Source organism: Rhizobium sp. Leaf341, from assembly GCF_001424325.1.
GTDB lineage: Bacteria > Pseudomonadota > Alphaproteobacteria > Rhizobiales > Rhizobiaceae > Ferranicluibacter.
In genome coordinates this window covers 828,528-842,091 of record NZ_LMPE01000003.1, presented here as the reverse complement: position 1 = coordinate 842,091, position 13,564 = coordinate 828,528, and the positions used below count along the sequence as shown (strand labels likewise).

General features: G+C 62.7%; 10 protein-coding genes. 4 read left to right on the top strand and 6 right to left on the bottom strand.

Annotation, left to right across the window (positions count from 1 at the left end; all coding sequences use genetic code 11):
• Positions 1–153 precede the first annotated feature (153 nt).
• Together ASG03_RS05530 and ASG03_RS05525 are read left to right on the top strand one after the other, a co-directional pair.
• Complete coding sequence (locus ASG03_RS05530) at positions 154–1,083, top strand: VOC family protein (RefSeq protein ID WP_062470953.1); 930 nt, start codon at positions 154–156, stop codon at positions 1,081–1,083.
• A gap of 82 nt (positions 1,084–1,165) precedes the next feature.
• Positions 1,166–1,768, top strand: coding sequence for an alpha/beta hydrolase (locus ASG03_RS05525; RefSeq protein ID WP_062693053.1), 603 nt, complete (start codon positions 1,166–1,168; stop codon positions 1,766–1,768).
• Positions 1,769–1,772: 4 nt separating this feature from the next.
• Here the strand turns inward: ASG03_RS05525 and ggt are convergent, their stop codons facing one another.
• The 5 genes from ggt to oiaX all read right to left on the bottom strand — a co-directional run bounded on the left by ggt (position 1,773) and on the right by oiaX (position 9,386).
• Positions 1,773–3,512, bottom strand: coding sequence for a gamma-glutamyltransferase (ggt, locus tag ASG03_RS05520; protein WP_062692732.1), 1,740 nt, complete (start codon positions 3,510–3,512; stop codon positions 1,773–1,775).
• A gap of 100 nt (positions 3,513–3,612) precedes the next feature.
• A complete protein-coding gene (gene apnL, locus ASG03_RS05515; protein ID WP_082475544.1) occupies positions 3,613–5,559 on the bottom strand; it encodes a D-apionate lactonase in 1,947 nt (648 codons plus the stop codon).
• A complete protein-coding gene (locus ASG03_RS05510) occupies positions 5,556–6,590 on the bottom strand; it encodes a Gfo/Idh/MocA family protein (RefSeq protein WP_062692730.1) in 1,035 nt (344 codons plus the stop codon). Before ASG03_RS05510 ends, apnL begins: the two co-directional genes overlap by 4 nt.
• A gap of 197 nt (positions 6,591–6,787) precedes the next feature.
• Positions 6,788–8,140 carry a four-carbon acid sugar kinase family protein gene (locus ASG03_RS05505; RefSeq protein ID WP_062692727.1) on the bottom strand — a complete coding sequence of 451 codons (1,353 nt, stop codon included), beginning with the start codon at positions 8,138–8,140 and terminating at the stop codon, positions 6,788–6,790.
• A complete protein-coding gene (gene oiaX / locus ASG03_RS05500) occupies positions 8,133–9,386 on the bottom strand; it encodes a 3-oxo-isoapionate-4-phosphate decarboxylase OiaX (protein WP_062470939.1) in 1,254 nt (417 codons plus the stop codon). Before oiaX ends, ASG03_RS05505 begins: the two co-directional genes overlap by 8 nt.
• A gap of 244 nt (positions 9,387–9,630) precedes the next feature.
• On the opposite strand from oiaX, the gene ASG03_RS05495 reads away from it, so the two are divergent.
• A complete protein-coding gene (locus ASG03_RS05495) occupies positions 9,631–10,344 on the top strand; it encodes a transcriptional regulator NanR (RefSeq protein ID WP_062692724.1) in 714 nt (237 codons plus the stop codon).
• A 168-nt stretch (positions 10,345–10,512) separates the two neighbouring features.
• A complete protein-coding gene (locus ASG03_RS05490; protein ID WP_062692721.1) occupies positions 10,513–11,733 on the top strand; it encodes an adenylate/guanylate cyclase domain-containing protein in 1,221 nt (406 codons plus the stop codon).
• A 49-nt stretch (positions 11,734–11,782) separates the two neighbouring features.
• Here the strand turns inward: ASG03_RS05490 and ASG03_RS05485 are convergent, their stop codons facing one another.
• The gene (locus ASG03_RS05485; protein WP_244475164.1) at positions 11,783–13,087 is read right to left on the bottom strand and encodes a capsular polysaccharide export protein, LipB/KpsS family; all 1,305 of its coding nucleotides are present in this window, start codon (positions 13,085–13,087) and stop codon (positions 11,783–11,785) included.
• Positions 13,088–13,564: the final 477 nt, after the last annotated feature.

Sequence of the window (13,564 nt, the reverse complement as noted above, 5' to 3'; positions counted from 1 at the left end):
TGTGAACAGCGCGGACGGATTGTTCTCTTAATTGAGAACAATCCGTCCTGCATCGGTCCTCTATCGCGCTTTGCGCTCCTGCACCATCTTGGCCTCATCAAACGCTCGACAGCCACATCATGGCACCACGGTCGGGCAGGAAAGGATGAGATCATGATCAACCACATCAGGGGCCTCCATCACGTCACGTCGATGGCCGCGAATGCTCGTGTCAACAATGCGTTCTTCACGGATGTCCTCGGCCTTCGCCGCATCAAGAAGACCGTCAATTTCGATGCGCCCGACGTGTATCATCTCTATTACGGCGATGAAATCGGCACACCCGGCACCGTCATGACCTACTTTCCGTTTCCCCATATCGCCCGTGGCCGTCCCGGGACCGGTGAGGTCGGCACGACCGTATTCGCGGTACCAAGGGGGGCACTTCCGTTCTGGGCCGATCGCCTGAGCCGGAAAGGGGTCGCCAATGTCACGCCGAGCGAGACCTTCGGCGAGAAGCGGCTCTCGTTCACAGGCCCGGATGGCGACGGCTTCGCGCTGGTGGAAGTGGCGGATGATCCGCGCACGCCATGGACGGCAGGCGGCATCGATGAGGATCATGCCATTCGCGGCTTTCACTCAGTGGCGATGCGGCTGAGGGATGCGGGTGCGACCTCGGAGCTTCTCGGCTTCATGGGTTACGACACGCTGGAGAAGCGCGACGGTGTGACACGCCTTCTCGTGCCCGGTGCAACGGCAGCAGGTGTCATCGACATCGAGACGCTGCCGGATGCGCCCGGAAGCCGTCAGGGTGCCGGTTCCGTTCACCATGTCGCCTTCGCCGTCGACAACCGTGCAGCCCAGCTCGAGGTGCGCAAGGCGCTGATGGAGACGGGATACCAGGTCACTCCGGTCATCGACCGCGATTATTTCTGGGCGATCTACTTCCGCACGCCGGGCGGCGTGCTGTTCGAGATCGCGACGAACGAACCCGGTTTCGAGCGTGACGAGGAACGGGCGCATCTGGGTGAAGCGCTGAAGCTGCCGCAGCAGCACAAGCACCTTCGGCCCATCCTCGAGCAGCAGCTGGAAAAGCTCGACTGAGGTTGCCACCGTCACCGAGAAAGAAACCGACAGAAGCCGGAGCCGTCGCAGGACATGCGACGGTGCTCCGGGGAGCATGGCCATGACAGATACGACCTACAAGCACCTGATGAAAGAGGGCGTGCAAGGTGCACCGCTTCTCGTGACACTGCACGGTACGGGCGGTGACGAGACCCAGTTTTTCGCCTTCGCAACCCAACTGCGGCCCGACGCCACCATCCTGTCACCGCGTGGTGATGTCTCAGAACACGGCGCGTCCCGCTTCTTCCGACGCACCGGCGAAGGCGTCTACGACATGACGGACCTCGCCCGCGGGACGCAGAAGCTGGCGAACTTCGTCCGCGAGAAGGCGCAGGCGACCGGAGCCTCCGAGGTCTTCGGTCTGGGCTTCTCCAATGGTGCCAACATCCTCGCCAATGTTCTGATCGAGTTTCCGGACCTGTTCGATCGGGCTGCGCTTATGCACCCGCTGATTCCGTTTCAGCCAAAGCCGGCTCCGGGCCTTGCCGGGCGTCGCGTTCTCGTCACGGCAGGCGAGCGCGATCCGATCTGCCCGACGTCGTTGACCCTTGCGCTCGCTGAGTACTTCAGAGCGCAGGGTGCGACGACGGAGCTTTCCTGGCACAATGGCGGCCATGATATCCGCGAGAACGAGATCGAGGCGATGCGCACGCTGTTTGCGTAAGCCTTCAATATCCCCGCGCCGCGCCTGAGGCGGCGCGGCTGTCCATCGCGCCGTAGTAGCGGGCACCGCCGTTGGTCCCGGCCGACTCCGCTGCCGTCTTTCCGCCGACGAGGATTCCGGCTGCCTGTCCCCAGACAGGCCAGTTCTTGTCCGGTCCGATGTCGTGCCCCATGTCCCGCAGGATCTTCAGCGTATCGGCGGAGAGGGCAAAGGGTTCGATGGCCACCGAATCCGGCATCCATTGATGGTGCAGACGCGGCGCGTCGATCGCTTCCTGCAGTGTCATGCCATGGTCGATGACGTTCAGGATCGCCTCGAGCGTGATGGTGATGATGCGCGCGCCGCCGGGGCTGCCGATGACCATGAACGGCTTGCCGTCCTTGGTCACGATGGTGGGGCTCATGGAAGAGAGCGGCGTTTTGCCCGGTGCAATCGCGTTTGCTTCTCCCTGAACGAGGCCGTAAAGGTTCGGCGCGCCCGGCTTGGACGTGAAGTCGTCCATCTCGTTGTTGAGGAGAATCCCCGTGCCTGGCGCGACGACGCCGGCGCCGAAGGAGCCGTTGAGCGTGTAGGTCACGGAGACCGCATTGCCCTTCTCGTCCATGATCGAGTAATGCGTCGTCTCGTGGCTTTCCCCAAGCCCCTTCGGGGTCAGATCGGCGGAAACGCCGGCCTTTCGGAGGTCAATCTTTCCCCGGATTTCCTGCGCATAGGCTTTGTCGACCAGTTTTTCGACCGGGTTCTTGACGAAGTCCGGATCGCCGAGGGCCGAATTGCGGTCGACATAGGCGTATCGCATCGCCTCGATCATGACATGCGCGGTTGCCGCCGAGCCAGCGCCGAGTTCGCCGAGGGGATATCCCTCGAGGATGTTCAGGATCTCGCAGAGGATGACGCCGCCCGAACTGGGCGGCGGAGAGGAAATGATCTCGTAGCCGCGATAGGTGCAGGTGACCGGTTTCAGTTCGCGCACCGCGTAGCGCTCGAAATCCTCCTTCGTCAGGATGCCGCCCTTGTCCTTGCTGGCTTTGACGATCTGGTCTGCGATGGAGCCCTTGTAGAAGGCGTCCGGGCCTTCTGTGGAGATCGCGGTCAGGCTTCGCGCCAGATCCGGCTGCATCAGCGTCCCGCCAATATCGGGCGCGGTGCCATCCGGCTTCAGGAAGATCGCGGCGGCGGCCGGATCGCGGCCGAGCTTCTTGAGGCTGTTGCCGAGTGAAGCGACGTCTCCGCCATCCAGCGTAAAGCCTTGCTTTGCAAGTTTGATGGCCGGTGCCATGAGCGCCGCGCGCGACAAGCTTCCAAAGCGGGTTCGTGCAGCCTCGAATCCGGCAACCGATCCGGGTACGCCGACGGCAAGATAGCCGTCCGTGCTTCGTCCTTTGGCGATTTCGCCTTTTTCGTCAAGATACATCGTCTTCGTCGCAGCCAGCGGCGCCCGCTCGCGAAAATCGAGGAAGCTTGTGCGACCGTCGGCAAGGCGAACCGTCATGAAGCCGCCGCCACCGATGTTTCCGGCCGTGGGATAGACGACCGCCAGGGCATAGCCCACCGCGACCGCGGCATCTACCGCATTGCCCCCTTGCCGGAGAATGTCGACGCCGACGTCCGACGCCAGATGCTGGGCAGTGACCGCCATGCCCTTCTCCCCGGCAACCGGCTGCGGCGACGCCGCCTGCACAGGAGGTGCAGCAAGGCAGGAAACGAGGGTCAGGTGCACGAAAGAGGTGCGGATGAGGGTCATGTGCGGGGCTCCTCCGGGAAGGCGACCGTGGTCGCAAGCCAGGACGATAGCCCAATCGTCGACGCGCCGCTTCTGAAAAATGCCGGCCCGGCGTTGCAGCTCAGGCGTCGATGCGCAGCACGCCGTAACCGCCGATCATGACGTTGCCGTTCTCGAGCACGTCGGCCCGCAAAGCACCGGTGGCCGATGATAACATCGTTTCGGCATCGAGCCTGGAGACGGAGGCGTGCGCCGGAATGTCGAGCGCGGACAGATCGAGCATCTGTGGCAGAGGCGTCAGGTTTCCAAGCAGGATGGTCAAGCTGCCCTCCCGCTCCGCCCGCATCCCCAGAACATGATCCGGTTGGCTGGAGGCGAGAATGGTCGCCATTGCGCCGGCGAGGTCCGCCAGCATGGAAACGACATGGAACAACGGTCGCCGCCCGCCTTCCGCAACCGGTTCGCCAGCACCTGCCATCAGGCCGAAGGGGCCTGTCAGCGCGGAGAGTGTCAACTGATCGAGCCCCGCAGGCGCCACTGAGATGGCATAGCCGACTGCATAGGCCGCGGCGAAAAGACCGGTCTGGCGTGGGTCTCGGTTCGCCATCGGAATCCGGCTACCGCCAGGATTGTCCATCGTCCGGCTGCCATAGGGATTCTGCCGCATGGGAATGGTTGAGGGTCCGATGCGATAGCGCCGGTCGCCATAGATCGCGCGCACCGATCGCGTGATGAACGGCAGCGCTTCCAGCGTCTGCATGACACTGTGATCGTCTCCAGCATGCACGATCGGGTTGGTGCAATGGCTGATGAAGTCGAGGTTGTCAGCAGGCACGCGTTTGCGGTTGAGCTCGGTGAAGTAGCTGAGCATGCCGCCACCGAGCATCGCGGACGGGAAGACGCTTCTGGCAGCGGCATAGACGTCTTCAAGTGGCGGGCACTCCGGCCAGGGGCTGCCGGGCGGCGTGGATTGCCGATCGACAGCGGGAGAGACCATGATGGCATCCGGGGCAAATCCCGCCATGTGCATCGCTGCGGCGATGGCGCCCAGTTCCTCGTCCAGAGCCGACCGGCAGGGAAGTGCGATCTCCAGGGTGGTCGATCCGCGATGGCCGGCGGCAAGGGCTGCAAAATCCCCGAACACAGCGGCATCGTGCCCGGCGAGCGGATCGAAGGGGAACAGCAATGCCTGTGCCCCGGGACTGGTCCCCGCCTCCAGCAAGGCCTGGCTCAACACGGCCTCCTCGGGGGTGATGATGAGGCCGATGGGCGGTAGCTTCTGTGCGGATCCTTCGGTCAGGGACAGCTTGATCGGTGCTGCGGTTTGTGCCGCCAAGGACGCGACCGGCAAAGACGGCGCGTCATGCATGACCTGCAGCGTGATCGCCTGTTCAACCTCGGCACCCGCTGCAATATGATAGGGCCAGGGCAGGGCAAGCGGGCGGACATAGGTCTTGTAGGACGCGTCCGACCAGTTGCGCTGATCTTCCATCTCGAAGGTATCGCCTTCCATCCGGCATTCGACTTTGACGCCGGGCCGGGCCAGGTGCGTGATGGCCCGCATGTCCTTGAAGGGCTGCCAGGGTTCGATAAGGTCCGGCAGGACGGTGTCCTCCAGGGTCCCATCGACATGCTCGATGCGAACCGCCGATCCCGCGACGCCGACGATCGGGTGAAGCACGCAGAAGCCGCAGCGATTGGTTTCAAAGCCCGTGTCGGATCGCGCCGTCCCGGAAAAACGCAGGCGCCCGTCGCTTTCCCCGTCGATCCGGGCCTTGATGTCGAGATGCGTCCCGTCCGGGCCTAAGCATGTCGCGCCATAAGAAACGGTGAAGCCGTTCGCATGCTGATCGACCACCAGATCCGCGATTTCGGGATCGTACGTGCCCCAGTCCCGATCGCGCACCAGGAAGGAGATGGCGCGAAGCACCTCCACGCCCTCATAGCGGATGTTACGCAAAGCGCCACCGGAGAACTCTGCGGAAAGGCCGCCCGCGATCAGCACCAGAGGGTCCGGTTCGGTCCGGAAGGTGCCGGTCAGGCGAAAGGCGAGCGCGTCCCGCGTCATGCGACCAGTGGACCGATGGCCACGGGTTGAAGCGTTGCGGCGCTTTCATAGGCCGCCTCGACCAGCGCGAAGGTCTTCAGATTGTCGGCGCCGGACGTGGAAATCGCGGTCTCACCCGCCAGAGCCCTTGTCCAATGCTGTTGGATCGCAAGGACGCTCTCCTGAATATTGTGCCAGGGGCGTGAGGCCCAGGGAAGAAGAGTCGGGGAGACGTCGTGCGTTTCGGTGCCCGACGCGGTGGTGATCTCCAGCCGGTATCCCTGCGTCAACCGGAGGGTGCCCTCCGTCCCGTCCAGCTCGATCAAGGTTTCGGGGAAAGGCTCGACGGACGCCTTGGTGGCATAACTGACGTCGACGACCGAGGTCGCGCCGCATGCGTGGTCCAGCAGGATCGTTGCCACGTCCTCGCCCTTGATCGCAGGATTGACGCGCTTGGTGCGGGCGGTCAGAGCGGTGACGTCGCCGAGGATGTAACGGGCGATATCGAGCGTGTGGATTCCGAGGTCTTCGATGATGAAGCGTTTCCCTTCGGCAAGATAAGGCTGGCCCGAAAACACGTCGTAGCCGGAACGGAAGGAAAATCGGCCCCAGAAGGGCGTGCCGATCGCCGAGCGGTCGAGCGCCTTGCGCACGGCCTGGATCGGCGTCTGCCAACGGAAGTTCTCGTGGATCATCAGCGGAACGCCGGCAGTGTCGCACGCCTCGACCATCGCCTTTGCATCCTTAAGCGTGGGGGCAAACGGCTTTTGGCAGATGACCGGGAGCCGGTAGGAGGCCGCCATCTCAACCAGCGCGCGATGGCTGTTGACCGTTGTCGCAATATCGACGAAGTCGAACCCCCCGTCGGCCATCATCTGGGCAGCATCGCTATAACGGCGCGCGATGTCGAACTGGTCGCCGACGATCCGCAAACGGTCCGGGTCGCGGTCGCAGATGGCAACGATCTCTGCGCCCTCCACATCCCGCCAGGCATGCATCTGGTTGACCGCGAAGAAGCCGCAACCGATCAGCGCTCCCTTGAAATTCGGCATCGTCAGTATCCTTGAAAAGATGGCATCGGGCAGTTGCGGGGCTCAGATTATCCGCCGGATTCTCTATGATCTCTCGGGGCAAAGAGACCTTTTCCCAGCGGCAGCATCTTCGGGTAAAAATGCCGGACGCGACCGTTCGATGGCATAGGCGATCATCCCGTTTGGTCACCGCATCTAACGATGACTGGTATAATGAGTCAACCAGCTGCGATCGCATGTCCGTCTCGGATCTGCGCGAAATAACCATCGCGACCCACCTGTCCGCCTTTTAAGGCGATCTGCAGACCATTGGTCGGTGCATGCAGACCGTGCGCGGTGCAGAGCGGCGATCCCGGTGTTTCCGGCAGCGGCAGCAACGTGGTCAGTGCGTCGACCTTGAGAGCACCGAGCGCATGGCTGGATGTGTCGCCGCCCGCGATCACGGCGCGGCTCAGGGTCTGCGTTTCGATCAGTTGCAGAAGAATGCGGCCCAGCATCTGGCCCAGCCGATGCCGGCTGCCTGCCACCCGGTCGATCTCGCTGCCACGGTCGGCCCCGGGTCCAAGTGCGGTATGCAGGATGACACTACGGCCGGCAGCAAGACCTGCCTCTGCAGCCTCGATCGCACGGCGCATCGCAGGCTCGCCATTCTCGCCGAGAAGCTCCAGCGGGTCGAGCGGCACGCCGTCGAACCCGTCGAACCCGGTTGCCTGGCGGATCTGCCGCTCTGTGGTAGGAGAGACGCTGCCGGAAACGACGGCGATCCGATCTGCCGGACCGGGAGACGGAAAATGCCGCTTGCCCTCGACACGTCCTTCCGTCTGCCATGCCTGAAGAAGGGCATATTCAATGCCTGACGACCCTGCCATGAACCGCGATCCACGCTCTGCAAGGCGAAGCAACTGAACACCTGCCGCCTTCTGTGTGTCCGGCCCATCCACATCCAGCATCAGGATACCCTTGCCGGTCATCGCTGCGAGGCGCGCATCCACGCCCGCATCGGTGAGCGAGGTGAGATCGGCTAGGGCGACCGGAAGGTCCGTCTGGCGACGAAGATGCAGCGTCAGGTCGGCCTCGTTCATCGGCGTTACCGGATGCCGGCTCATCACCGGATGGCGGTCGATCCGGAACACATCGTTTTGATAGCCGGCAAATAAGTGACCGAAGGCCGTGTAGCGTCTCAGCTGCGGCGCGCCGACGACAAGAGGCGCAACATCCTGCCGGAACACATCGAGCCCGATTTCGATCGCCCGCCCGATATTGCCGACGGCAGGGGCGGAGTCGAAGGTCGAGCAGACCTTGTAGTGGCAGACCATCGCCTGTCTTGCCTTCAGCCATTCAAAGACCGGCCTCAGCTGTGCATCCATCCAGTCGGGCGTCTCGCTGCGGCTGGTTCCGGCAAGGCCGATGGCACGGCAATGGGCAAAGCGCTGCAGCAGCGCATCATCGGGAACGCGCAGGAAGAGCACGGTTTCCACGCCCCGCGACGCCAAGGCTTCCATGACGTCGGTCGAGCCGGTAAAATCGTCGCCGTAATAGCTGAGAAACAGCGGGTCGGCCATGTCAGGCATCCTTTCCGCCGAACGTTTTCAGCGACGCGGCAAGCTCGGGATGATCCAGGGCATAGGTCTCCAGCGGGATGTCGGCAACGGCCGCCTCCCACGCCTGCCGCACGGCACGAACGCCGGCGGCCGGACCGCCGGGGTGGCTGACGATGCCGCCGCCGCAGAGATAGAGAAGATCGGTCGTGCGTCCGGTCCGCCGATAGGTTTCGGGAGCCTGCCCTCCCCATTGGCCCGATCCGGCCACCGGCAGCGGGCAGTCCGCCGGCGAGAAGAGTGGCGTGGACACGGCCTTGAAGGACTCGACAAAGCTTTCGTCGGGCTCCCAGTATTTGACGCCGATCCCGTTGATTTGAAACTGGTCCACCCCGAGCAGTCGCCAGAACTGCTGCCAGACCTTGAAATCGAAACCGATGCCCGGATGCCGGGTCAGGACATCCCAGCCGTTGCGATGGGCATGCAGGACGAGACCGGAGCGCTTGCGCAGAAAAGCCATGGCCCCCATGCCGATCGAGTTGATGTTGACGACCGCGCAATTGCCGCCGGCTTCCAGCACCAGATCGTGATTTCGCATCATCTCGTCCGGGTCGGTGTGCGAGATGCCAAAGGCATACATCACCTTCTTGCCGGTCTTCTGCTCGTGATCGAGGATCAGCGGCATGATGGCGGCCACACGCTCCTTCAGCGGCGAATAGGCAGGGCTCATCAGCTTTTCGTCGTCCTTGATGAAATCGACGCCCGAGCCGATCAGCTCCCCGACCAGTTCTGCCGTTTCCATCGGCCGGAGACCGAGCGCGGGCTTGACGATCGTGCCGATGATCGGTCGTCCCTCGACCCCCGTGAGGCGTCGGCTGCCGGGCATGCCAAACTGAGGGCCGGGATAGGCTTTGCCATATTCCGGTGGCAGCTTGAGATCCACCACGCGAAGCCCGGTCATGCCTTTGATGGAAAAGATCCCGCCGATGGCAATCGTCATCAGCGCGGAAAGATCGGTTCCGACCGCATCGAGCGGAAATGCAATATCCACATCGGCTCGGTGAATGTCTCCATGACCGTCGGGCGTCTCCGGCCAGCTCGGCACCGTTGCAGGCTCCAGCGGGCGGATAGCCATGACGCGGGCTGCGACCCGGGCCTTCAGCGCTTCCGTTTCCCCCGGTACCGGCACGAACGTCCCGGTGGACTGGTCGCTCGCAATCTTCGCAGCCATCGCCTCGACGCTTCCGGTCGTCTCGATGCGATAGGTAACGGTGATCATGCGCTTCTCCTGCCGACTGGACCCCTCGGTGCAAAGGGTCACGATTGTTCAACTGGTATAATGAGTATATCAATGAAGCAAGATGGGTGTTCGGAGAAAGCGACGAGCCGTCGAGGTCACGCCGGTAGCCGCCAACGAACGAACGAACGTCGGATCAAGAGAATGCGTTCGATGAACGCGTCTCTCTTTTCCAAGCGGCACGCGCATGCGAAGATAAAGGCATCGACCAACCAACCGGGATCTCATGAACCAGCCAACCGAGACGATCACGCGCCGAAAACTGTCTGACGAGGTTTTTTCCCGCCTGCAGGCGATGATCACCTCCGGAGAACTCAACCCCGGCGATGAAATGCCCTCTGAGCGGGAGCTGATGGAGCGGTTCGGCGTGGGCCGGCCAGCCATTCGCGAAGCGATGCAGGCATTGGCGAACATGGGCCTCGTCGTTATTTCCCATGGCGAGCGTGCCCGCGTGCTGGAGCTGACGGCGCGCTCGATCCTGCGTCAGGTGGACACGACGGCCCAGATGATGCTGGCGAAATCCTCGGACACGCTGGAGCATCTGAAGAGCGCCCGCATCTTTTTCGAACGAGGCATGGCGCGAGAGGCGGCATCCAGGGCAACGGATCCCGACATTGCGGATCTCAACGCCATCCTCGATCGCCAGGAAGCGGCGCTAGAGGATGCCTCGGCCTTCATCGCTGCCGACATGGAGTTTCACAGCCGTATCGCGCGCATTTCCGGAAACCCGATCTATGTGGCCGTCAGCGAAGCCATGTTGGCCTGGCTGCGAGGCTATCACACGCACATGCTGATCTGGACCGGCAAGGAGACGGTTACGCTCGCAGAACATCGATCCATCATCGACTGTATCGTTGCGCGAGACGCCGATGCCACGGAGCAGGCCATGCTGCGCCATCTCGAACGATCCCGCGCGCTCTACACAGCAAAAGAAGCCTAGCTCGCTTATCTATCGGAATCCCGGACCCTTCCGGAATCGGCCTGAAAATGATTCCGGTTTGGCCGAATATGCAGTAGAACCCGGCGCCCTCGATCCAATTCTTGCCGTTCCGTTTTGATCGCAAGGGGACAGGGAACCGCAGCATCACGACGATAGGAAGGGGCGGACATGGACGCAGGCGACATCGCACGCATCTCCGCATGGTTGACGACACAAGGGCTCAAAGGGTCCGACGAGATGGAGATCATGCGCGGTTTCTGCGAGCATCTGCGCAGTGCCGGACTGCCGCTCGACAGAGGGCTGGCGCTCATCGACACACTCCATCCAGTCTATGAAGGTCGCGCATTCCAGTGGGACAGTCGCGAGCCGGGCAAGGGCATGTTCGAATACGGCCCGACCAACGAGGGCGTCTCGGAGGAAAACTGGAAGCGGTCGCCCTTCTATCACCTGCGCGAAACCAACGGCAATGAGTTGCGCCGCCGCATCGGTTTTGGCGATCCGATCGACTTTTACGCGCTCGACACGCTGTTGGCGGCAGGTCACCGTGACTACATCGCCATGATCCACCGCTTCTCACCGGACAGCCATATCGGCGATATGGACTGCTTCTATTCGCACTGGACCACGGCCGACGAGAGTGGCTTTACCGATCAGGGCGTCGATGCCCTGCGGTCCCTCGTGCCCGTGCTCGCTTTGGCCATCAAGGCCGGATCCCTCAATCGCGTTACCCGAACGATCGCCGAGGTCTATCTCGGCGAAGATGCAGCAAGCCACGTTCTGGAAGGCCGCATCACGCGGGGAAAGGCCGAGCGCATCTCGGCCGTGCTCTGGTTTTCCGATCTGCAGAACTACACCCGCATCACCGAGAGTCTCGCCCCGGACGAAATCATCCCCTTCCTCAATGATTACGCTGACGCCGTGATCACCTCCATTCACGAGGCTGGCGGGAACGTGCTGAAGCTGATCGGAGACGGGACGCTCGCGATCTTCAAGGCGGAAGAACGGGAGGATGCTTGCAGCCGGGCGCTTGATGCCGAGCGACGCCTGCGCGGCAAGCTCGCTGATCTCAACGCACGCCGCGCGATGGAAGGCCGTCCGACGACCGAAGTCTATCTCGGGCTGCATATCGGGGATGTGTTCTATGGCAACATCGGCAGCGCAGACCGCCTCGACTTCACGGTGATCGGTCCGGCCGTCAACGAGGTCAGCCGGATCGCGTCGCTCTGCCGGTTTGTCGACCGCACGGTGGTGATGTCCTCGCCGTTTGTGGCCGCCGCCCCGCCGCCCGGCGACCGGGAGGTCGTCTCCATCGGCCGTTACGCGCTGCGCGGCGTTAAACTGGCCCAGGAACTCTTCACACTCATGCCCATGCCGGAGACGGACGCGTAGCCGATACCGATTCGGATGTGCGCGCGCGTCACGACGGCCTTCGCAAAGGCTACAGCGGCTCTTGGTCCGGCTTGGCATCGAACGGGTAGAGCAGGCGTCCGACGGCGCGGAAGGCGGATTGCGGTCGCTCGCGGAAAAAGTCGATCGGGTGGTGCCGATAGTAGTCCGCATCTTCGGCCGTTGCGATCCGCCTGACGACGGCGGCGACGATCGGTGTGAGAACATGTCGCCAGCCCAACACGCCGTAAGGGCCAAGAGGCTGCCATGCCGGCGGCTCTCGGTTGGCAAAGGCAGGGACGACAGCACGACGCAGATCCTGGACGACAGCCTCGAACGTCGTGGTCGCTCCGGTTTCCGGGTCGAAATAGCGGGGATAAAGCAGATAGGCCGCAGCGAACACCTGCTCGACGGTCAGGCGGCGCGTCCGCCGCACCAAGGTCTGCCGATCATCCGTCAGGCCCCACCCCGCATAAAACGGTGCACCGAGCACGGTGACGGGCAGCCGCCGCATCAGCGCTTCGAATCCGGCGAGAGAGGTGATGGTGTAGACATGGTCGATCGTCTCGAAAGCGCGCGACATCGGGAGCCTACCCGTCTGAACCGTGCAGATCTGCGCCAATTCCGTAAGGTTTGCGGACGAATGCCGCACGCCGCTGAGCACATCGGGATGCGGCTTGTAGATGACCTCCGCGTCGGGGTTCTCCGCAACGGCCCGCCGGACCATCTCCTGGTTCGTCACAGGGATAGGGCAGCCGTAGCGGATCGACGCGTCGCCGTCCACTTGGCCAAGAGCAAGCACCCGGCGCTTTTTCTTCGGTCCGTATGGCGGGACAACCGGATCGGCCGGCGCATTGTATTTGCTGATGCCCTTCGAGAGAAGCGTCTCCATGCCCTGGAGCGCCCGCTGCATCAAGGCGCGGTCGGCGTCGAAGTCGTGATGCTGCAGGATATGTTCAAGATCGGAGGGCGTACGGCTGTCGAAATAAGCCGTCTGCCTGTCCATGATCAGCGACAGGGGCGGGGTGCGGCCGGCATGCGGCACGGCGGAGCGAATGAAGCCATCCTCGATGATGCAAACGGGGATCGCATAGCGGCGCGCGAAGGACGATGCCGATTGCGGCAGGTTGAGGCTCCAGACGAAGAATTCAGGCGCTGCCGCAAGATCGATCTTGTCCAGCCAGTCCTGTCGCAGCCGCGTTTCGCTGAGATGGAATGGAACGAAGACAAACTGTCTCGTAGGAAAATAGCGACGCAGGACATCACGCTTCCAGGCATGCATATGAAAAGCGTAAGTCAGCTGTGGGGGGGCGTTGTCGCGCATCTCTCCGGCGCCAGCGAAGTCGAAGCGCGTCATGCCGGAGTGATCAAGAGCTTGGTCGTCATGCCAGGAATCCGGCAATGTATTCGCCGCTCAGGCGTACGAGGCGTGGGTAAGATTGCGCTCACAGCAGCTCTGGCCTCTCCTGCGACATTTGGTTTGACGGTCGCTTCCCCCGGACACGGATTGCCCGGCGGCACTCACCGGAACAGTATCGCAACGCGCTCGTCCGGGGAACAGCAGAGTGTTCATGAGACCGAAAGCGTGAACTGTCCAAATTTGGGACGTTCGTGAGCGCACCCCTTCCCATCTTCACGGTTTGGTCATAGCTGAAACTTACAACAGGGTGGGCGTTCATCACCATTCAGCCTTGGCAAAAGTGATGGGTTACCGTTCGACGGGCGAGAGCCGATCGATCGACGTCTGATTGCCCGCCTGCCAGCAGTTGCGAACGCAAGTCGCGCTGTCTATGCCATGCCCCGTCAACGCCGATGCCATCGGCCTTGTCGATCG